This window comes from Butyricimonas sp. Marseille-P3923, from assembly GCF_900184685.1.
In the GTDB taxonomy this organism is placed as follows: Bacteria; Bacteroidota; Bacteroidia; order Bacteroidales; family Marinifilaceae; genus Butyricimonas; species Butyricimonas muris.
The window spans coordinates 22639-45292 of record NZ_FXXL01000002.1 but is presented as its reverse complement, the minus strand read 5'-3'; the positions used below and the strand labels follow the sequence as shown (position 1 = coordinate 45292).

The following is a 22654-nucleotide window of genomic DNA, read 5'->3' as shown; positions in this document are numbered from 1 at the left end:
CTCGATCAAACGATCACGAACTGCCGACAATTTTACCCGAACGGGGAAATGACGATGTTTGATAATTTTTGCTAATTCTGACATTGGTTTACTATGGTTTACAGTAAACTTTTTTCAGGGTAATACATATCCAAGTAATACCGTAATCATACCCCATCTCCGGTCTTCCTCCGTTCATACCCCGTACATCCTATTATTTTCCATATAGAAACACCGAAGATGCACGATAGCAAACACAGCCCCATGTACTGATTACCCTAGTTCTTCGGTAGGATTATATTGGGTCCTCTTATTGGTCACACAAATTACATGAACGTCTTGCCCGCATGACTTCACGGTTGAATATCACCGGCAAAACAGTAAAAAAAACAGCTACACAAGAAACTAAAAAAGAAACGACCGAGAATTTTACTTCCCGGTCGACCTCTTAAAAGTTATATCAAAGAATCTTCCTTATTTCACAAAAACATCCTGATTCCAAGTGATACCGCTTATATCTGTAAGGATTAACTCGTATTTTCCGACAGGTAATCCCGTGATAGCCTCATCCCGGATCGTCAACTCCGCCTTTCCCCCCAAAGGGAGCACCAGACTATGCTTGCCGGGCTGCACCTTCGCGACGTACTTGTTTTGAATGCCTGTTCCCGGGAAACGGGACAACTCTTCCCCATTTTTATCAAACACAATATTTCCCGCTGTATCTTTTAGCGTAATCCCGATCAAGAATGAGCCGTACACATCAACCCCCTCTACCCGATAGACCGTAAACTGCAATTCCCCTTGTTTGATACTTGCATCAGAAATTTCAATCTTCGGTTTCACAGATTTATTGTGTAAAGGTCCCCAAACACCATTATGAAAAACCTGATTCGTGAAGAGCGTCAAGAACAGGATGGCGACAGAACCAACCATGACCACTCGATTCACTTGTTTTACAGATAACGGCAAGTCACCGGAAGTCAACCATCGCGACCATTGGCGATCACGTAACCACGTTATTTGGGAGAGTAGAAAGTGATCCGCCGAATATCGCCCTCCCCCGGACAAGAAAATCGTGAATCCCGCCGCAACACCAAGTATTCCGATTTGCCATTCATCCAGACACGTGGTTCCCAACCAACCGGAACCGAGTAGAATACCTCCTGCCAACGCCATCACTCCCACACTCATCAGACGTGTAAAGAACCCGAGCATAAAAGACAATCCCACAATACATTCCACCAACGTGAAAACAACCATCGCCCACCATAACAATTCCGGGTGAGTAACCAAGTATTCGATAACGGATTTTATACCTATCGAATTCGGGAGAAAGTGATTAAACTTTTCTCCGATATACCCGGCGGTATCGGGTATCAATTTGTTTTCCAGTACCAAACGACGCCAAAAGGCCGAAAAATAAGTCCAACCTACCACCAAACGCAAAGCCAGCGTGAACAAACCCGTTAACGCGTACGAGCCTGTAACATTTTGTTTATCCAGAGAAGCCATATTATAATAGTTTTTTTAGTAATTCCGGTATTTCAATGCTTCCCCCCTCTATTTCCCTAATTTTCATTTCTCCCTCGGACGTCAGGGAAAAATTCATCTGCCGCTTGTCATTATCCCCGATGGTTCGTCGGATAAAACCTTTACTTTCCATGGATTTAATCACTTTCGAGGTATTCGAATTTGTTAAATTCAATTGCTCGGCAATCTCCCCGGAAGAAAGTTTTTCCATTCTGGAGAGACAGCACAAGACCATCCCCTCGTTCAAACCCAATTGATAAACTTTCTCGAAACGAGCTTCAAATTCTGCAATTGCCCGATACATATCCCGTATCTTACACAAGGTATCCATACTAATTGCGTTTATTTTTTGGGATAAAAAAACTCAACAACAAGCCTCCCATCGCGGCTCCCCACAAAGAACTATATAGCGGTGAGGACGTGATCGGACAAGTCCCGCTCGCGCATCCCACGAACCGCCAATACAAGAAACCACCCAACGCCCCTAATAAAACCCCCAACAAAGTTAAACCATATCGTTTGAAAAATACTTTCGCCATAATCAATCCTCCTGCTTTATATTACTTCATAATTTATAAATTCACTTTTCTAATGAAATACATATACAAAAGTATCGTATATTTTCCAATAAAACAATTTTCCAATGGAAAATATTTAAATTCTCTCGATAAAAAATACATCACAAAAAAACCTCGGGTTTTCTCACCCGAGGTTTTCCTTGTTAATCATCTATTATTTCAATAAAGCTAAGTATTCATACGTTTGAACAAAAAAGCAGAATTCTTTGATTTCATAAATTTCTCCAAATGTTCTATTTGTCGCATGGAATGAATATCCCCTGAAAGGTAATCTATCACCCCTGCATCCGACAGTATCTGCGCACCACGCGTAGCTTCTTTCCCGTAGAACCCGGTAAAGGACAACAAATTCACCTGCATTTTACACCCTCTGTTTTTCAACGTATTCGCACGTTCCAGTATACATCCCGCGTAAAACGGGTATCGTTCGGGGTGAGCCAGCACCGGGATATATTCTCTCTCCTGTAACCGGAAAACGACCTCTTCAAAAGAAGGCGAAGGAGATACAAAACTATGTTCTATCAAAACTCTTTTTCCTTGAAACGAAGCGATGTTATCCCTCTCGATCAACTCCAGCATGTATTCTCCCACTTTATATTCCGCCCCCGCGTCCGCATCCAAAGAAATCCCTTCTTTCAAAAGACATTCCTTTAGTAAGTCCAACCTGTCCCGTATGATCTCCGGGGTATTCATGGGTGAAGGAAAAGAGATGTGAGGGGTAAAAGAAAATCTCCTGACTCCCAATGCCAACATCCTTTTCACGATAGCGACCGACTCCTCGATCGTCTTCACGCCATCATCCAATCCCGGCAATATATGGGAATGCATATCATGCTCGTAAAAAAAATACTGTTTATTCTCTTTTTGAAACCAAGCCATGGGAAAGAAATTATTTCGACTTCTTCTTCTTTGTATTTTCCTGACCATAGCCATAACCGTACCCATAGCCATAACCGTATCCGTATCCATAGCCATAGCCTCCAGAGCGACTCAACTTGATTCCATTCACCACGATTCCCAGATTTTCCAAACGATTTCCTTTCTCCAAATCGGAAATTACTCGCAATCCTTTTTTGTCCAATACATTTGCCCGAATCACGTACACACAAGCATCCGCGTACCCGCTCAACGAGAAACCGTCAGCTAAAATTCCCAAGGGAGGGGTATCCATGATGACATACGAAAACTCTTTCTTCAAATGTTCCAGCAACTCACCCATCCGGGGACTGGCAACCAACTGTGTCGGATTCGGCGGTACGGTTCCCCCGAATATCACGTACAGATTATCATCCACTTTCTCCATGATTTTACCCGGATCATCTTCCATTCCGGCAAGATAAGCAGACAAACCTTTTCTATTCTCCCGTTTGAAATACTCGTTCAGCCGAGGATTCCGCAAGTCACAACCGATAACCACTACTTTTTTACCGGCCTTAGCGTAAGCATTCGCCAAATGAGCCGCAACCAGAGATTTCCCTTCTCTCGGGATCGTGGACGATACCATAATCACAGGAATCGCTTTTTGTTTGATCAGGTAATTCAGATTTTCGCGAATCAAATGCATGGATTCCGACATCATGAAATCATCCTGATCAACGGAAGTCTTACCATCTTGTAACTGAGGCAATGTACCCAGCAGGGGTGAATGTATAACTTTCTCCACTTCCGATGCATCCCTTACTTTCGTATCCCACAAGTCCATCACAAACAACACACCGACAGGCAACGCTATCCCCATGAACATACCGAATAACAAGATCAACATTTTTCTCGGTGCAACCGGTCGTTCTCCCGGATCCGGATTTTCAATAATCTTCGCCATAGGCACATACATCAATTTAGCGATCTCGGCTTCTTCTCGTTTTTGCATCAAGAACAAGAATAAATTTTCCTTTAATTCTTGTTGACGAGCGATAGAACGGTATTGTTTTTCTTGCGTTGGTACAGATGTCAATTTTTTCTCCACTTGCTGGCTTTCCCGCTCTAAATTAGCAATTTTAATATCCATTCCCTTTTCCACGTTCGCGATAGCCGAGAGAATACTTTTCTTTAACTCCCGAAGTTGCATTTCCAATCCTGTTACGATTGGATTACTCTCGCGGGCAGACAGCAATAACTTCCCTCTCCGCAATACCAACTCGTTGTATTTACTGATTCCACTATTCAATGCCTCGTCTGATAATCCCAAACGCTCCGGCAATATTCTAAACTCTTCTCCTTCATTCCCCTCGAGATAAGCCCTCACGCTTTTTACAACCTCCATCTCCATCTCAAGTTTTAACAACTCTGCTTCAGTGACTTTTTTACGCTCCATCACGAACGCCGCATCAGAGGCGATATTAGTCAATTGATGTGCCTTTTTAAAACTCTCCGCATCATTTTCAATGTCGCCCAATTCTTGGTTGATCACCCGTAAACGTTCGTTGATAAAATCTACCGTTTTAGCTGAAACAAGTTGCTTGTCACCGATCCCGTTCTCGTTATAACGACGAATCATCGTGTAAAGAAAATCCTTCCCTTTCTCCGGATTTGTTTCTTTCAATAAAACCTGAACAGCACTCGTGTTTTTCTCAAGCAAAGCAACTTCCAATTGCTTGTGAAATTTAGTTGTAGCCGACTCGTATGATATAATATCCACCCGGATCTCATCGCCTACCGAAGCCAAAGAGTCACTTTTTTCTATTGCTATATTATAACCTCCCATCGGGATGGCTGTAGAGTATTTCCCTTCGAATGCAAGATTTTTATCAGCATCATACACTTTTATTTTATTCGCACTTTCGAGCATCACATAGATTGTCGTGTCCTTGATATTCCGGGGAATATCTACCAGTACCTTAATCGGAGTACTTCTATATAATTTCTCATCCCGCAACATCTTCCTCCGGGTATAATCAATGTTCAGTTCCAACTCTTTCACCACATCCATAACCAAGTTTTTGGACATGAGTTCAACAATCTCATTCTCCACTAACATATTCCCTTGCAAAAATCCCAATTCCTTCAACATGGGATTCACTCCCAGTTCTCCTTTTTTGGAATCACTGATCATAACTTTTGCCCCGACTTTATATACCGGAGTTGAACTAAAACAAATGTACAGGGCGAATCCCACACACAAAGGTACACTGATTGCGAACCACCACCAACGTGCCAAAAGTTTATAGAAAAAAGCCCGCAGATCAAAATACTCTTCTTCTTCCGTCTGTAATAAATTGTTTTCCTGATTATTCGTTTTCATGCACCTAACACGATTTCATTTACACTATTTCACGATTAAAGTAATTAAAGCCACGATTGTCGACATACTTGACAATATATAGGGCAAGAAAGCACTGACACTTCCTCCCGCGATCCGTCCCTTGTTGGGTTCCACGTACACGACATCATTCTGTTGTAAATAGAAAAAAGGCGAATCGATAAATTCACTCGATGTCAAATCTACACGAGTAAAGATTTTTTCGTCACCTTGCTCCCGCATCACCAGTACATTTTTCCGTTTACCGTTAATCCCCAAATCTCCTGCCATACCAAGGGCATCTAATATTGAAACTCGTTCACTAGCGACTTTATAACTGCCGGGATTTTTTACTTCACCCAAAATGGTCACTTTAAAATTCTGGAATTGAATCGTCACGATAGGATTCTTCAAGTAGACCGACAACTTCTCTTTTAATAATTCCGCCAAATCATTCCGCGAAATGCCTTCTACTTTTATTTTTCCTAAAACCGGAAAATCAATCTCCCCGTTCTTATCTACCAGATACCCACGCGGAATCTGTTGGGTAGTCGTGGTATTTACTTCCCTGCCCAAACCGATCATTGGCGTGTTAAAGGGCAATGCCGATTCCAGATCATCACATGACACGATAATAGATAATAAGTCATCCGTATGAATCACGGTCTTGTATTCACACTCTGCCTTTATTCTTTTATTAACTTCAACATCCTGCAGATACACGACTTTCTTACGGGAACCACAAGAAAAGAGCAACATTCCCCCAAACAGGAATAAAATAATTCTACCCCAAGTATACATATATTCAATATTATTATTTTTTGATCTAAATTCAAGAATTTGTTTTTTGTAAATCACGAATGACGTTTACCACCCGTGCGATATCCTCGTCGGTCAACGTTGGTCCCGACGGCAGACACAAGCCGATCTCGAACAAATGTTCACTCGTTCCATTGCCATAAAATGGAGCATTTGCAAACACGGGTTGTAAATGCATCGGCTTCCACAATGGTCGGCTCTCGATATTATCCGCGTCCAATGCTAAACGGACGTCTTCTCTCGTAAATCCTGCTTCATTCGAATTCACCGTGATGCATGTCAACCAGTAATTAGAATCAAAATCCCCACCTTCCGGTTGACTCATCACACGCACACCTTTCATTCCTTCAAACAGATGTGCATATAAATCATGTATTACCCGTCTTCTATTAATATGTTCTTCCAGCACGAACATTTGTCCCCGCCCTATACCGGCACATATATTACTCATCCGATAATTATACCCGATACAAGAATGCTGATAATGAGGAGCCTTATCCCTTGCTTGCGTGGCATAGAATAACGCCCGCCCGGCAGTATCGTTACAAGGACACACCAAAGCCCCCCCGCCCGAAGTCGTGATTATTTTATTCCCGTTAAAAGACAGTACCGCATACTCTCCAAACATTCCACACTTTTTTCCCTTATACTCGGATCCGAGTGACTCTGCCGCATCTTCTAAAACAGGGATTTCGTATTTTCGGGCTATTGCTAGTATTTCGTCCATTTTTCCGGGCATACCATACAAATGAACCGGTATAATGGCTTTTGGCTTTTTACCAGTCATGGCAATTCTATCGTTAATCGCTTTTTCCAACAATACCGGATCCATATTCCACGTATCCGGTTCACTATCGACAAACACCGGTTTTGCTTCAAGATAGGCAATAGGATTGGCAGATGCCGCAAAGGTAAACGATTGGCAGATTACCTCATCCCCCATCTTCACTCCTAACAGAATCAACCCCAAATGTAATGCTGCCGTTCCCGCACTCAACGCCACAACACTTCTGCCCCCATCTCCCGATTCGCCGTTTCCTGTCAAAAAATCCTGCAAAGATTTTTCAAAAGCATTCACGTTTGGACCTAACGGTACAACCCAATTCGTGTCAAATGCCTCTTGTATAAATTCCTGTTCTCTTCCCCCCATGTGGGCAAGAGACATCCAAATTCTTGAATTCATTCTAATATATTATTCATTAAAAATATAAAACTCCCCATGCCCCGGATACAGGTTTCGACCTTCTGCAATCTTTAGAATAAATTGTAGTGATCGGGCAGCCTCTTCTTTGTCACTACGAGGAAAAGATGTTATAATCTTCAAGCCGGGGATAAAGGAATCTCCCGTGAATATTACTTTCTTCGTGTAGTAAGTCAAACAACTGCTATCGTGCCCGGGGGTTTCCATTATAGTCAACAACTCCCCCGGAAATAATTCTATTTCATCATTATCATGCAATACACACAAATTGTTTCCTGAGAATAAAATGGGGTCATCGTGATATCTGGAGAAATTCAATTTATCAGAAAATAATCCTTCTTTTCCGGCTTCCGAAGTGTATACAACACAATCCGGAAACAATTCGACCAAACGATTAATCCCGTATAAATGGTCATAATGCGTATGCGTGAGAAATATTCCCCGTACCATTCCCCCCTTGGGAATAGCATCCAACACCGGAGCTACATCCCCCACATCTACTAACCAACACCACTCATGCCCCTCTTCCAATAAAACGTAAGTATTGGAATTAAACACAACATTCACCACTTGAATAATATCCATCAAAGTTTTTTCTGAAAAATGAGATGTATTTCTTAACTGCCACTTCTATATAAAGGGAAAAAATGTGACCCTGTATCAAAAGAATCCGATTCTTTTATACGTTCATTTACTAAATAATCGTAAACGCCTTGATTATATATCATTTTAGAAATAGAAAATTGATTCGCCGCATAACGATGAAAAGCCGCTTTAAAATTATACAGGTTGTCTTTTGAAGCACCTAAACCACCTCCAAGATGAAAAGTTTCAAATCCTTGTTCAGCCCCCCAGCACGCTGCCTCATAAAGAAGTAAATTTGTAGGATTTAAGTTACGGTACTCTACCAATGAGCCGGAAAGGTGGTAATGCATTTTTCGGTTAGCAAAAAGAATTATCGCCATTGCTATAATCTTTCCGTCAATCTCCGCATAAAATAATTCGTAATTATTTTTCAAATCAGAGTGAATGGAATCATAAAATGCATCTTCAAAATAATAATATTCTTCAGCATTATCTTTCCGCATGGTTGAATTATAGATTTCCTTAAATATTGAAAGGAAATATCTTTCCTGTTTATGATGAATTACAATTCCGCATTTTTGCGCTCTCCGAATTGTATTTCTATTTTTACTCGTAATATTCTGCCAAATAGTTTCTTTAGAAGTAAGATCCATATGAATAGTATGTCCCAAATCAATAATATCAATCTTACCCCTAAGGCTATCCACATTATTTAAAAGCGGATGCCATCTAACAAACTCACTAACGATCCCTTCTTTAAAGAAGTAATCTTGTAATTCGACGAGCATTGCATCAATTTTTGATTTATCTGCCCCGTCAAAAAGGAAACCACCGTATCCGTAAGGTGTAATCAGATCGAATATTTGATTTTTTTCAGATACACGTGAACGCTTGTTAAGAGAAATCTCACGTTTTATATACACACACATTCCTCGCAACTCGCTTCTCTCCACATAAACAAGAATTGGTATACCATCCCCGTGGATTTGAAAGGCTTTAGCGTAACCGCTTAAATAATATACATCATATTCTTTAAATGATTTAACTATCTCGTCCCATTGTTCCGAGTGTTCCAAGCCAATAATGTTTATCATAACACGGATTCTATTATCTGTTTCAATTCCTCTATATCTTTTTCAGTGTATCTACCATCACAATGGACAGAAAGAATTTTATCTCCAATATTTTGTATCTCAATAGACTGGGAATCACAAATGTTCCATAATATAGCAGGGTAAACACGCCGTTTTATAAGATTTTCTCTTACCTCATCCCGTCTTCTTGTATCCTCGAATAAAAGGATGTATGAAAATGGATTACATTTACTATTCTCCGTGTTAAGTATCTTAAAATAAGCTGAGGCGATACGGGCAAGATTTTTTTGATTCTCGGATTTTTGAAGATACCACGTTACGATATCAAAACTTGCAATATATTCTAAACTCCTATCATCCAGACGAGAAACAGGAAGCCGCTCAAATTCTTTCTCAGTATCTAAGTATAAATTTCTAAAACAATTCTTATCATCAATGCTCCCCTGTAAATACAACTTTTTTAATTCCATGCCACGCCACCTTTTTTGGGCAAGGCTTTCATTCTCTTCAACACGTTGAAAAATTTTCTCTCCCAAGAATCCTTTCGGTGACCATAAAATCCCCCCCTCCGGAATAGGAATCGTCTTTCTCAAAGAAGCGATACACCAATCTGCATCACTTTTTTGTGCCCACTCTCCAATTAAATCGTGCGAATGATCTTCTATTACAGGAACAGGTATGTCAACGTTACTTCTAAAACCCCGAAGTCCGAAAAAATTTACCCTTAATAAAACATCACCTTTTTTGAAGTCTATTTTAGATATCAAGGATGTATCGTTAGCCAAAGGCGAATCTTCATAAAAGACAACTTCAACTGGACTATTCTTTATCGTATCTACAACCTCATAGCAGAAATAGGCCGGCATCCAAATGCGTTTCCACTTAAAATAATCAATAAGCCAGAGTATACATTGTCTTCCATCCGCTAAAAATTGGGAATTAGGATAAAAGTTTACGATAGATTTTTCCCCGTGGAAATTATCTATCACATGAAAATCAGAACCAAATTCTATCATTGTTTTTTTAACCGCTCTAAAAAATGAAGATCATCCACTTCCTTCATATTCCCCGCACCTTCTCCGATATTTTCTTTGGTAAAGATTTTTTTAATCGTAATAAAAACAATCTTTATATCAGTCATTAAGGTACAGTGATCGACATACCACACATCATATTCGAATTTTTTACTCAACAAAAGCAAATTTCTACCATGAACCTGAGCCCAACCGGTAATCCCGGGTCGTACTTCATGCCTTCGATTTTGTTCCGCGGAATACAGAGGGAGATATTGGATAACTAACGGTCTTGGTCCTATAAGCGACATATCACCTTTCAGCACATTAAAAAGCTGAGGCAATTCATCTATCGAAGTCCCGCGAATAAAACGTCCCACTCTTGTAAGTCTTAACGCATCCGGTAATAACTTTCCATCTTTATCACGCTCATCAGTCATGGATTTAAACTTTATGACTTTAAATATTTTTCCATTTTTACCCGGTCTTTCTTGTACAAAGAAAATTCCCGCACCCTTGTTCGCGAAAAAAAGCCATATAGCAATAATTCCTAAAATCGGCCAAATAACCGACAATACACAGAATACTGCGATAAAGTCAATCACACGCTTAAAAAAATATTTATACACCACCATGAAATTTTATAACAACAAGAAAAAACACAAACATTTTCTATTACACGATAGAAAAAAAATCAAATATTTATGATTCGTTGTTTTTGCCAATCAAATAAATTATCAGCTTCTTGAAGAGAAATAAACTCAAAGTCTTTGACCAACTTTTGAAACTTCCCAAAACTCCCTTTAAGCCCGTAATAAGTTTTAAAATAACGTATTGCAGCGGGTTCTCGTTCCCATCCTTTATAACGCCTTTCCTGTTTATTATCAAAATCCTTCATGTGGAAATACGTCATCACGTAATCGTGTTCCCTCACGAAAGAACGAATCATGCCATAAGGAAACAATCGAAAATATCCTCCCCCGGAATAGGCCACGGATTTTCCACACAACGTGACCATGGGGATCGGGTACTCTTTAATACGAATCCCATTGTATTCTACTATCGCAGGCCGATCTGTCTGAAAATTATTAAAACCGCCAAAAGAACGATTAGCCGGGAAAACCGAAGAATCAATTTCAATCCCGTACTTATGCAAAATTTCAAAGATATACTTGTTCTCATCCGAAATTGAAAAAGCAGGAGCTCGATAAGCCGTGATTTTTCTACCTATTAACTGCTCGATAGAATCAATTCCCACTCGTGTATCTTCTTCCGCTCCGGCATAATCAAATTTATACAAAAAAGTATGAGAATTGGAATGACTTCCTATATGATGCCCTGCCCGATCTATTTTACGAACGACATCCGGAGCACAACGAGCCATCTCGCCAAGAATAAAGAAAGTTGCTTTATAACCATGCTCCTCAAGAATATCCAAAATACGCTCCAAATAATCATTTAAACGAGGCAGCCAATCAACTTTATTGCCTAGTTTATAATATTCATATGCCCACCAATCCTCTATATCAAAAGTTAGTATGTTCATGATTCCTGACTTAATAATACACAAAATCCAAATCTGAATCTGCTGACGTGATCAAAATATTTTCATTTCTCATCATCTTTGGATCACCTGTTGCAGTATGCAATTTTTTTTTCATTTTTATTGTCAACGGGTTACATGAAATCCATGAATAATTTCTCGATGTTAAGGTGATAACGATACCTATTTTATTCATTTTTGCCAATTTTACAACAGCTAGCATCATTCTCCTCTCGTAAATAGATCGGCTACACCTGAAATCCACCAGGGACAACATATCAATCCCGCTAAGACGTGTTTTTCTCACGACCAAATACCCCTTCGTTATTCCATCAATCAGATAATTATACATATGATACTCATCCTTCCTATACATATTGAAGAATCTATTTTTCAAGAATGACCTGTCACGAACAAACTCAACTGTATCCTCCATCCAATAACCATTTTCAGGAATATCTGTTTTTTCAACATCATCGACTTTCACGAATAATTCGTTCTTGTTTAATTCAAATGTATCGGGATAATTTTCTCCGGGTTTATACCTTAAAAGTCCTATTTTCTTTAAAGCGGCAGTTACAACAAATCGATTCAATGAAATATACACTCTCACCGGATCAAGCTTAATGAATACATCCATTAGCTTAGATTGTATATTCCACGCAATATCCGTAATACCTGTCGAAAACCAATTCGTAAATTGATTTATATGACCGTATAACATTTTACTTAATCCTTTTCCCCTGAAATGACTGGAAATAATCACGTTCGCAACAAAAAAAACATTCTTTTCTTTCCCTTCATGCAATGACATTCTTGTTTCATTAGCAGTTGTACAACCAATAATCTTATTTTCATTCATCAAGATCACGGTCTTATTCCAATTTTCCTGTTTTCCATGATCCAAATTAGTCAACCACCAATCCAGATAAGATCGACTCCTATTAGGATATTCTGCAATCATGAAAGTCAATAACCTCTCGTGCCACTCCGGTGTATACAAAACTGTCTTTATATCCGTCATTTTCGTGTAGAAACCCAAATGTGTTACCAATCAAGAAATATCAAACCATTAAACTCTAGTTCCATCTTTAGATTTTCTAAAAGACGGGCTTAGTTGCTTTTTTATATTATGCATGGTTCCCCAAATAAAAGGTAATGGGTCTTTAATATCTAAATCCTGAAAATACAAATTTTTACCCAAAAAACGGAACCAACTCGGGTATGTATTGAAACGTTTGGATGAATAAAAGAACCATAACATTTCAAAACCGATATGCCTTAAAAATTTACCATAGCGATACTCGTATTTTTGTTGAGGATTTCCCATATACTCGTCTAAAATAATTCTTCCCCAATCTATACCCGAAACAATCGCCGCTTTAACGCAAGCCGGTACTCTTGGATTTAACTCCATGATTTTCAAATCACCTTCTTCCGGGTCTTCGATAAGATCAAAATCAGCAAAGCCTACCCAACCTAAATCTTTCAACAGATTATAACAAATCTCTACCACTTCCTTATTCTCAACAGTTACGGCACAACAACTACTTCCTCCATTTTCCGGATACCATCTATATTTATAAATGACAGACGAACATACCAACTCCTGCTTCTCGTTCACGTATAGCTGAACTTCCACTTGAGCTCCACCTTGTTTTATGTATTTCTGCAAATGACAATCACCATATTGGGCATAAATTATCGGATATTTTTCCAATAACTCTTCATAGGAATGAACCAGCGTCATGCCTCTTCCTCCACAGGTATGATTAGGTTTTATTAATAGCGGAAACACGCATTTCTCTTTACCGACTTTTTCTATATTCTCTAATGAATTGATTGTAAATGGATGTGGATAATTTTTAGCCTTGCATAAACTCATCAATTTGTTTTTATCATATCCATTCTCAAATACATTATAATCCGGAACTTGGAACCTAACATATTGTGATAATGCCTCTTTATTTTTACTTAAAAACTTAGAAGCCATATCTGACATCGGAATAACCGCATCTATCTTTTCTTTTCTTACAACATCAACAACGAAGTCATAGAATAAAACAGTATCGTCTTTTAAGTTACAGAAATATTTTTTCGAAACATATTTTGAATCATCCGCGTACGAATGTTTTCCGTGATATATCATCACGACTCTGTTACCCAGTTTACGTAAAGACTTGACTATTATTAGTCCCTGCGTTCCGCCATCAAGTACTAAAATATTATACATATAGTTTGCCGGAACTTTATCAAATCTATTCTGCACAAGACTCTCAAATTACTATACCAAAACCAACTCGGGCACAATCATCGGTTGGGACTTCATCCACACGGTTCCCCAAGTCAATCCTAATCCGAAAGAAGACATAAGTAAAGTTTTCTCTTCTTTTATCAATTGTTCCCGCAAACGTGTCACCATTAACGAGGGAATAGAAGCTCCCCCCAGATTCCCGAATTCTTCCAAATTATATGGTACCTTTCCTAATGGCAACTTCAATTTTTTAACAATCCGATCAACAATCATCTTGTTTGCTTGATGGATAAGAAAATAGTCTATATCATGATCTCTGTCAATATTATAATCCGCCATAAAGGTTTCTATCGACTTGGGTGGTTTGGAAATCGCAAAAGAAAACACGTTCATTCCGTTTATCAACGTGTGCACGGGTGCTCGAACAATCCCGTGCCCGAAATCTTCATACACGAAAGACTCTTCCGTGATCGGGTGACGAAATCCCCCGTGGGGAGTCATCAACGCCTCGTATCCTTTCCCGTACGAGTGAAAATCAACCACGATGTCATGTGCTGTCCGATCATATTCTAACGCCATTGCCGTACCACAATCACCAAACAACGGTACTCGGCTTTTATCTTTCATGGATCCCATTCTTAAAGCCGTGTCCCCGACAAGCAATAAGGCGCGTTTCACGCTACCGGAAGATAATAAATTTCCTCCTGTTGTAATGGCATACATACAACCGCAACACCCCATCGGGATATCCATCGTGAAACAATTCTCCGAAAATCCCAACCGTTCCTGCAATAAACAAGACGTGGGCGGAGTTTTATAATCTCCGGTTACCGACTCGAATATCAAAACATCCACGCTCTCTCGTTCCCACTTCAAGTCAGCTAAAAGTTTTTCCGCAGCAGCAAAACACAGATCCGATGCGCAAACATCATCCGAAGCAAGATGTCTTTGCTTAATACCAACCGTATTATTGAATACCTCGGCTTCTTCCGGGGTAAAAAAGTCAAAATCCGTCGTATGAATCACGTTTCGAGGAACAGCTGCCGCAACTCCTGCCACTCTCACGTTTTTTATCTCCCACCTTGCCATAAGTCTTACCGTGTTAAATTTCCACCCCGTACACTCTCAATATCTCTTTGCCCGTCTTATAAGACGTGAAACCCATGATATCTTCCGGCTCAAACATGATATCAAACGTTTCTTCCAGTAATGCAATTACATTCAATTGATGCACGGAATCCCACTCCTTTACACTATCCTTTGAAAAATCATCATTCAAAACATTCTCTGCCACACCAAAGACTTCCGTGAATACCTTGTTATATTTCTGCTCCATTATTATTATTTTCATTTTATTGGTTACTCAATTTACTATACAAAATCTTCCCCACGTTATTCTTAGGCAACTCGGGAATCACCCTTACCTCGAAAGCCGAAGCCACAATCCCGGTCTTTACCACCAGTTCTCCTTTTACCTGTTCTTGCAGTTCGGGTCGCGTAATGTAAACCATCATCTTCACGTCCGTTCCCACACAACCGCATTCTATCGGGTATTTCGATTTAATGATATGCTCGCACTCGTCCAACCCTACCCGAGTCCCGTATAGCTTCAGGAAACGCCCTGTACGCCCCACGATATAATAAAATCCGTCACTATCCCGATACGCCAAATCTCCCGTCTTCAGACTTCCGTTTCGCGTATCTCCCAAAGCCAAATCCTCCTTACACAAGGCATACCCCAATGTCACATTCTTTCCCCGGTAGCACAATTCTCCCTCCCGATTATTTTCCTCAATCACTTGTCCCCCCGTGTCCGTCAGGTACAATTCCCCGTTAGGCACAGCTTTACCAATACTACCACACTTTGACAAAGCAAATTCCGGCGGTAAATACGCCATTCTGGCTGTTCCTTCCGTCTGACCGTAAGTGGCTATCCATCGTTTCCCTGTTTGTTGTGCGTATTCCACAAATTGAAGATTCAATTCCCTTGACAGTTTTCCCCCGCCTTGTGTCAACAACTCCAAATCGGGCAGAGCCATCCTGAAAAAACGCATCATTCGCAAGATCTCGAAACTGTAAGGTACTCCCGTGAAACTCGTCGCTTTTTGTTCTTTTAAAAAAATCCAAAACTCCCGCTGTGTCATACTCAAATCCGTGGCAAGAATAGTCGCTCCAACGAACAAATGACTGAACACAACTGATAACCCCATCGTGTAATACAAGGGTAACACAAGTAGCGGTCTATCACTTTTTTTTAATTGAAAAAAAGTCGAGATGTTCAACGCGGAAGCCTCCACGTTCTCGTAACTGTGCCGCACCAATTTCGGGCTGCCCGTGGAACCGGACGTGGGTAAAAGATGCGATAACTTCTCATGTAGCGGATAAGCCATATTCCCCGTTTTCAATAAGGAATAACCGAAACGACTCAACTTCTGTCCAAAACCGAATCGTTTAGCATCCCTACTTGGAACACATACATAACCGGGTTGGTAAATTGAGTATAGCTGTTCCAATAATTCCCCATCTATCTTAGGATTCAACAACAAAGGGACAATTCCGGTATTTATGAATCCCATACTCCAAGCAATCCCACCCGCGTCATTATCGGCAAAAACGAACACCAGAGAACGATTGGGGAGCTCTCGTTTCAATTCTTCTGAAAACTCCACCAGTTCCCCATATCTCAACTTGTTTCCGGCAGAATCTACTACCGCCAAAGAATCAGCATCATGCTTATTAATATTCAGTACCATACCTTTATATTGACGCACAACCGTCCACTCCTAAAATCTGTCCGGAAATATAAGAAGCCCTCTCGGAAGCCAGAAAAGCACAGGCATTAGCCACGTCTTCCGGGCTCCCCAAACGTCCGAGAGCAATTTTTCCTATGCGTTGATCAATCTTGTTTCCCGTGGTTTCGTACAACTCAGTGAAGCGTTCCGTTTCCACGATTCCCGGAGCCACCGCATTCACCCGTATTCCTTGTGAAGCAAGTTCCTTCGCTGCCGATTTTGTCAAGGATATAACCGCCCCCTTTGTTGCCGAATAAGCAACTTGTCCCGGCGATCCTAATACAGCTGTCACAGAAGCAATATTCACAATCGAACCGGTCTTATTTCTTGCCATAAATCGGGCGGCCAGTTGTACCAACTCCAAGACGGCGATCACATTCACCCGAAACATCAATTCCGTTTCATCACGAACAATCATTCCCATCTTCCGGTTGAAAACCACTCCCGCATTATTCACCAGCACATCTATTCTTCCCTCCTGCTTGTGAATTGACATCAGTGCTCTTTTCATCTCTGCACTATTCGTAATATCGCAACAAACGGGTATTACTCTTGTCCCGAAACGTTCAGCACAAGCCCCTACCCATTGCTCCATTACTCCAACCTGCCGATCAAAAGCATATACCACCGCTCCATCCCCGGCAAAACGCTCAACGATAGCTTTACCGATACCTTGGGCAGCACCCGTGATTATACAAACCTTACCTTGTAACAATCTTTCCATAAGTATTAACTTAAAGTCATCCCTCCATCTATTTTTAAAGCAGTTCCGGTCACCCACGAGGAAGCATCCGATAACAAATAAATAACGGCCAAGGCTACATCTAAAGGTTGCCCATATCGCCCCAAGGGATAGTTTTGCAATTCTTTTCGGTGATCTTCTTCCGTGAATTGTCCATTACGCACTAAATTGGTTTCCACCATACCGGGATTAACACTATTGCATCGAACACCTTTAGGTCCCAATTCAAGTGCCACCGTCCTCATAAACGCATCTATTCCACATTTAGTGGTAGCATAAATCCCGTTCCCGACAGAAACCCGAAAAACACCACCCGCCGAAGCCGTAAAGACAATCGAAGTACCCCGTTTCACTCTCTTCCTTTTCACGAGATATTTTGTCAATAACATCGGGGCTATCAAGTTTATTCGCTGAACCCTTTCGATCTCGGCTATTGTAATAAATTGAGTTAAGGTAAGTTTCATGACTCCGGCATTACAAACACACCCGTCCAAAGCAGGTACATTCTCGACCAAGTCCGCTATTTCTTGTTCCTCGGTAAGATCAATCTTATAATAGCGATGTTCTTGACCGGAAACAACCTCAAGGGAAGATAAAGTTTCTTTCAACCCCTCTTCATTTATGTCTGTCAAAATCAAGCTCGCACCCAACCTTGAACACTCGATAGCAGTAGTTCTGCCAATTCCTCCGGCTGCCCCGGTTATCAATAGCACCTTCCCGTCCAGAGAGTATGGATTGTAACCCATGATATTATTTCTTCTCCAACACTTTATTATACAAATCTTCTATTGTCACCGCATCACGAATATCTTCTCCATTAAGTACAATATCATACTCTTCATCAATCATGGAGATTAATGCCAAAGCAATCAAGGAAGACCATTCATCCAACTCTCTGAATTTTGTTCCCGCCTTAAACACTTCCGGATCCGTTTCTTCAAATAACTCCGCAAATTGTTTTATGAAATTTTGCATATCCGTATCAATTTATCGAGTTTGTATTAAATTATATAATTCCTTAATCGTAGACACGGAACGCAGATCCGCTCCCGTAAGGAATTTATCAAATTCCTCATCAATCATTGATATAATTGAAAGCGCTACCAAAGATCCCCATTCTTCCAATTTTTTGTATTCTGTATCAGGAGTAAAAGTTTCAATAGGAGTTTCATCAAACTCTGCTGCAAATCTCTGCACAAATTCATCTAATGTAATCATAATAAATACTCAATTATATTAATACTAATTTTATTTTGAATCGTAAACTCGTTTACTATATATGCTATAATTATACATGCAAATAGCAATAAATATCAAAAAATATATATAAGGTTGGTGCATCATCCATGCCCGATGAAGATAAACCAGAAATAGCGCACAAATCAGGAATATTCCCTGTCTAAATTTAGCACCTAACAAAGCTGTATAAGCTAAAATTACAGATAAAATCAAACCGATATATCCTAAAAGAAGAATTAATCCGCGATAATCAGAAAGAACAACTTCACTGTCAAGTTTGCCTAAACCCGATATCACCTTGGACGAATGAGTAAACTGTTCGTAGTAATAAGCCCCTGTTTGGTTAATACGTTCATCCAAAGCCCCCTGTAAAGAATTTGTTGAGATAAAAGAACCTACAATTTGCTCTAGATTTCTTTCATAAAGTAAAAACGATAACTGTGCTTGTAAACTTTCATCTAAACTAAAAAAGATAATCGTACAAAATAACAAAAAAGACAGGTAAATTTTCAACTTTCTCCATCCTACCTTATTGACCATCATGTCATATAACTCTCCCAATCCGGCAAGGATGACAAAATTTATTGAAAACGTCAACATACCACAGATCACGATCCACTTACTGATACTATTTCGGGCAAATCGATCTATCAAAAATATAAAACCCAAAATAATGGCAAAGTGTCCCGGTTCTTGCAAAGGGCCACACGCCCGCGGAATGACAGAAGATAGAAAGCCTCCTTTAGCCGTAACAACGATACAACCATACACCCGATAGGTTACACCTGCCATTTCATGAACGTTAGACTGTGCTTCCAACTCGTAATAGGGCAAATACTGTATAATCCCCGTTACCGCACAAATGGCGATAACGCATGAACCTATGGCTAAAAAAACGATTACATTTCTAAATAGCGAATACACCTTGTACAGAAGCTCATTCCGCCAAAAAGCCAACAGTATCAGTGGGAAAAAAATAAAAAAACGAATTGCCGTAGCTAAAATTCCATCATCCAACCTCCACGTTAAATAAGCAAAAAAAACAAACACAGAAAAAGCCAACAATAATCTCTTTGAGGTAAAAAACAATTTTCTTCTATTATACAAAAACAACGTAGCTATAACTACCAAAACCCCAACGAGTGTTGTCAATCTATTTTCAAGCGGATTCCAAAGATAAAAAGGATTTATAGCCGTAAATATCCAAAGGAATCCGGCTAAAGATGAAAATCCGCTAACAAGATTCATCTGCATATTAATGAATACTTAATGGCTGGCAAGATTCATACAAGGGAAGCGTCCAAATCGAACATACACGCTTATCCGGGTACATACGGGCTACAATTTTTTGCAAAGTATCGTCCGGACCCACTTCATAAAAATCCATTGCCCCCTCTTTTGTCAAGTTATGCACCATTTGAGTCCATAACACGGGATGAGTAATGTGTTCTATCAGATTATCTTTTATCCGTTCGGGTTCCGAATGTAATAGCCCGTCCACACATTGACAAACAGGAACAAAAGGTGTATGAAAAGTTGTTTTATCAATATGTTCTTTTAATTCCAAACGAGCTTCTTTCATATACGGGGTATGAAAACTACCACCGATCATTAATGGAACTGCCTTTTTGGCTCCTTCTGCCATAAAAGCCTTACAAGCTAATCGAATACCTTTTTTTGAACCGGAAATAACAACTTGTCCCGGTCCATTATAATTGGCAAAATAAATCGGCTCTCCGGTTTCATCCCAAATTTCTTTAATTCTTCGGGCTATATATTCATCGGGAAGTCCGATAACTGCCCCCATAGCTGTTTTTACTGTTTCGCAAGCCTTTTGAGCAATCAACGCCCTATGCAATACCAAATTCAATCCATCTTCAAAACTAATAGTGCCGTTTACAACAAGAGCGGCAAACTCTCCCAACGAATGTCCGGCAACCAGATCCGGCTTCAGTTCTTCCTGAGCTAAAGCCAATGCAACTTCATACAAGAAAACTGCAGGTTGTGTATTTCGAGTTTCCATCAGCTCCAACTCTGTACCATAAAACATGACATCGGTTATCCTTCTCCCCAACAAATCGTTTGCTCTTTCAAAAATATCTCTAGCTTTAGGAAAACGGTCATACAATTCCTTTCCCATTCCTTCGTGCTGGCATCCTTGCCCCGGAAACATGAAAACTTTCATATAAAAATTATCTCAAATCTTGGTTAATCGGTTTGTAAATATTCGTTTCCGACAGATCACAAGCGGCACTTCCCCATGATAATCCGACACCATAGGCCGCCAACACGACCTTGTGCCACTGACGTGTATCCGGTTTTGTTATTCCATTCGCGTAATCGGTCAACACCAAAGGAACTGTCGTAGGTCCGGTATTCCCATAATTCTTAATATTAAAAGGAGCTTTTTCTTGATCAAGTTTCATCTTCTTCTTCATAAAATCCAATGTAAACTTAGTCGCTTGATGCAAAGCGTAAAAATCTACTTCATCCTTATCCCATTCCATAAATTCCAGCATCGTTTTAATACTTTTGGTACCACACGATACTATAAACGCAAAAACATCATCCCCTTTATTGGCATTCTTACTATAATCCAATTTCCCCACGTTATCCGGCCAATGACGGAAACCGCCATTAACATTTATCACGGTATTGGCTCCCGCTCCATTGGAACATAAATGGAAACCGATTGAAGAATTACCTTCTGAAATTAACGTTGCCGAACCGCAATCGCCAAAAACCATCCTTGCCCCGAGATTACTCGGATTCAATATCTTTGTATTCGTATCTCCGGCCATTAGCAACACGTTTTTACATGCCCCGGAATGAATCATGGATGCCGCTTGAAATAAGCCATACAAATATCCGGAACACCCGTAGGATATGTCAAAGCAAATGGTTTCCTGCGATAATCCGAGTTTATGCTGTAGAACCACAGAGGTAGCCGGATATAGATAATCAAAGGTTTGAGAAACAAACACAACTCCATCAATTATATCCCGATCGATTTTTTCATTTTTTATCAAAAATTCGGCGGCTTCAAAGCATAAGTCCGAGGTCGTTTGATTCTGTCCCGCCACATGCACCCGGACAACACCCGTCGTTTTCTTTACATTATCAATCTCCTTCTCCTCGTACTCGCCTTTCAAGGAATCCATTTCAAACGTCTTCTCCGGAAGACAAGTTGCCACAGCCTTGATCTTTACATTCTTTATCAATACTTTCATTACACTATATATTTACATGTAAGTAATTAACTAATTGCCTGTCCTCCGTCAATAATCAAGTCGGTACCGGTAATCCATCTACCGGCATCGGAAAGTAAATAGATACATCCATAAGCAATATCATCAGGAGTTCCAAAACCTAACGGAATCATAGCAGCCTGTTTGGCCATATCCTCTTCGGAGAAATTACTCTCAGATTTTGTACGAATAATACCCGGATGAATACAATTTACACGTATACTTTTAACTCCGCATTCCAAAGCCATTACTTTCGCAAAAGAATTTATCGCACCTTTAGAAGCTGAATACAGCGAATTTCCTTTATAAGGCTTTAACGAAGCCACCGATGAAATAAATATAACTGATGCACCTTTATTAATCTTGTTTTGACGCAGTAAATATTGAAGCAAAGCGATATTAGAAAAAGTGTTTGTTTTAAATACCTCTTCTACGCCGGCTCGTGAATTATATTTTACAGGTGACGTTTTTACCATTCCTGCACACAAAACAACTCCATCAAGCGGGGGAAGAGAAGACACTAATGCAACAATCTCTTTTTCATCAGATAAATCACAAATAAACTTTAATTTATTATCACCCTCCAGTGCTTGATAAACATTATTCAAACGCTCTTCATTCCGTCCTACGACAATGGAAGAGCACCCCGCTTCAGAACAGCGCAAAGCAATTTGTTTCCCAATACCGGAAGAAGCCCCAGTGACCAGTACGGTCTTAGTATTCAACAAAAATTCCGAATTCATTTTTTATTTTTTTAATATCAATTTACACGAATGAACCGCTTATATCTTTCATTCAA

At 40.0% G+C, this 22654-nt stretch carries 25 protein-coding genes; all 25 read right to left on the bottom strand.

Going from position 1 to position 22654, the window contains the following annotated elements; translation table 11 throughout:
- Positions 1-453 precede the first annotated feature (453 nt).
- Entirely contained in the window at positions 454-1491 is a 1038-nt protein-coding gene (locus CS948_RS00240; protein ID WP_099289796.1) for a TQO small subunit DoxD, read from the bottom strand.
- A gap of 1 nt (position 1492) precedes the next feature.
- Entirely contained in the window at positions 1493-1840 is a 348-nt protein-coding gene (locus CS948_RS00235) for a MarR family transcriptional regulator (RefSeq protein ID WP_099289795.1), read from the bottom strand.
- 1 nt (position 1841) lies between these two features.
- Positions 1842-2048 (bottom strand): DUF6132 family protein, encoded by a 207-nt coding sequence (locus tag CS948_RS00230; protein ID WP_099289794.1) that lies wholly within the window; start codon positions 2046-2048, stop codon positions 1842-1844.
- A gap of 207 nt (positions 2049-2255) precedes the next feature.
- Positions 2256-2966 carry a tyrosine-protein phosphatase gene (locus CS948_RS00225; protein WP_099289793.1) on the bottom strand — a complete coding sequence of 237 codons (711 nt, stop codon included), beginning with the start codon at positions 2964-2966 and terminating at the stop codon, positions 2256-2258.
- A 10-nt stretch (positions 2967-2976) separates the two neighbouring features.
- Positions 2977-5328 (bottom strand): polysaccharide biosynthesis tyrosine autokinase, encoded by a 2352-nt coding sequence (locus tag CS948_RS00220; protein WP_099289792.1) that lies wholly within the window; start codon positions 5326-5328, stop codon positions 2977-2979.
- Between the two features lie 24 nt (positions 5329-5352).
- Entirely contained in the window at positions 5353-6126 is a 774-nt protein-coding gene (locus tag CS948_RS00215; protein WP_099289791.1) for a polysaccharide biosynthesis/export family protein, read from the bottom strand.
- A gap of 31 nt (positions 6127-6157) precedes the next feature.
- Positions 6158-7327 carry a DegT/DnrJ/EryC1/StrS aminotransferase family protein gene (locus CS948_RS00210; protein WP_099289790.1) on the bottom strand — a complete coding sequence of 390 codons (1170 nt, stop codon included), beginning with the start codon at positions 7325-7327 and terminating at the stop codon, positions 6158-6160.
- 9 nt (positions 7328-7336) lie between these two features.
- Complete coding sequence (locus CS948_RS00205; protein ID WP_099289789.1) at positions 7337-7930, bottom strand: MBL fold metallo-hydrolase; 594 nt, start codon at positions 7928-7930, stop codon at positions 7337-7339.
- 32 nt (positions 7931-7962) lie between these two features.
- Positions 7963-9024 carry a GNAT family N-acetyltransferase gene (locus CS948_RS00200; RefSeq protein ID WP_099289788.1) on the bottom strand — a complete coding sequence of 354 codons (1062 nt, stop codon included), beginning with the start codon at positions 9022-9024 and terminating at the stop codon, positions 7963-7965.
- Complete coding sequence (locus CS948_RS00195) at positions 9021-10040, bottom strand: hypothetical protein (RefSeq protein WP_099289787.1); 1020 nt, start codon at positions 10038-10040, stop codon at positions 9021-9023. The genes CS948_RS00200 and CS948_RS00195 overlap by 4 nt, the downstream gene beginning before the upstream one ends.
- The gene (locus CS948_RS00190) at positions 10037-10666 is read right to left on the bottom strand and encodes a sugar transferase (protein WP_099289802.1); all 630 of its coding nucleotides are present in this window, start codon (positions 10664-10666) and stop codon (positions 10037-10039) included. The genes CS948_RS00195 and CS948_RS00190 overlap by 4 nt, the downstream gene beginning before the upstream one ends.
- Positions 10667-10731: 65 nt before the next feature.
- Complete coding sequence (locus CS948_RS00185) at positions 10732-11583, bottom strand: polysaccharide deacetylase family protein (RefSeq protein WP_099289786.1); 852 nt, start codon at positions 11581-11583, stop codon at positions 10732-10734.
- Positions 11584-11593: 10 nt separating this feature from the next.
- Positions 11594-12544: a hypothetical protein gene (locus CS948_RS00180; protein ID WP_141560850.1), complete on the bottom strand. Its 951-nt coding sequence runs from the start codon at positions 12542-12544 to the stop codon at positions 11594-11596.
- 108 nt (positions 12545-12652) lie between these two features.
- Complete coding sequence (locus CS948_RS00175) at positions 12653-13849, bottom strand: ATP-grasp domain-containing protein (protein ID WP_255301812.1); 1197 nt, start codon at positions 13847-13849, stop codon at positions 12653-12655.
- 15 nt (positions 13850-13864) lie between these two features.
- A complete protein-coding gene (locus tag CS948_RS00170) occupies positions 13865-14923 on the bottom strand; it encodes a ketoacyl-ACP synthase III (protein WP_099289783.1) in 1059 nt (352 codons plus the stop codon).
- 13 nt (positions 14924-14936) lie between these two features.
- The gene (locus CS948_RS00165; RefSeq protein ID WP_099289801.1) at positions 14937-15176 is read right to left on the bottom strand and encodes an acyl carrier protein; all 240 of its coding nucleotides are present in this window, start codon (positions 15174-15176) and stop codon (positions 14937-14939) included.
- Positions 15177-15186: 10 nt separating this feature from the next.
- Positions 15187-16587, bottom strand: coding sequence for an AMP-binding protein (locus tag CS948_RS00160; RefSeq protein ID WP_099289782.1), 1401 nt, complete (start codon positions 16585-16587; stop codon positions 15187-15189).
- Between the two features lie 4 nt (positions 16588-16591).
- Positions 16592-17350 (bottom strand): SDR family NAD(P)-dependent oxidoreductase, encoded by a 759-nt coding sequence (locus CS948_RS00155; RefSeq protein WP_099289781.1) that lies wholly within the window; start codon positions 17348-17350, stop codon positions 16592-16594.
- A gap of 5 nt (positions 17351-17355) precedes the next feature.
- Positions 17356-18114 (bottom strand): SDR family NAD(P)-dependent oxidoreductase, encoded by a 759-nt coding sequence (locus CS948_RS00150; RefSeq protein ID WP_099289780.1) that lies wholly within the window; start codon positions 18112-18114, stop codon positions 17356-17358.
- A gap of 4 nt (positions 18115-18118) precedes the next feature.
- The gene (locus CS948_RS00145; RefSeq protein ID WP_099289779.1) at positions 18119-18343 is read right to left on the bottom strand and encodes an acyl carrier protein; all 225 of its coding nucleotides are present in this window, start codon (positions 18341-18343) and stop codon (positions 18119-18121) included.
- A 12-nt stretch (positions 18344-18355) separates the two neighbouring features.
- Positions 18356-18586, bottom strand: a complete 231-nt coding sequence (locus tag CS948_RS00140) for an acyl carrier protein (RefSeq protein WP_222621205.1) — start codon at positions 18584-18586, stop codon at positions 18356-18358.
- Positions 18587-18616: 30 nt separating this feature from the next.
- On the bottom strand, positions 18617-19861 hold the full coding sequence (locus CS948_RS00135; RefSeq protein ID WP_099289778.1) for a hypothetical protein: 1245 nt from the start codon (positions 19859-19861) through the stop codon (positions 18617-18619).
- A gap of 1 nt (position 19862) precedes the next feature.
- Positions 19863-20792 (bottom strand): ACP S-malonyltransferase, encoded by a 930-nt coding sequence (fabD, locus tag CS948_RS00130; protein WP_099289777.1) that lies wholly within the window; start codon positions 20790-20792, stop codon positions 19863-19865.
- A 7-nt stretch (positions 20793-20799) separates the two neighbouring features.
- Positions 20800-21837 carry a ketoacyl-ACP synthase III gene (locus tag CS948_RS00125; protein ID WP_255301811.1) on the bottom strand — a complete coding sequence of 346 codons (1038 nt, stop codon included), beginning with the start codon at positions 21835-21837 and terminating at the stop codon, positions 20800-20802.
- Positions 21838-21863: 26 nt separating this feature from the next.
- Positions 21864-22598 (bottom strand): SDR family NAD(P)-dependent oxidoreductase, encoded by a 735-nt coding sequence (locus tag CS948_RS00120; protein WP_099289776.1) that lies wholly within the window; start codon positions 22596-22598, stop codon positions 21864-21866.
- Between the last annotated feature and the right edge of the window lie 56 nt (positions 22599-22654).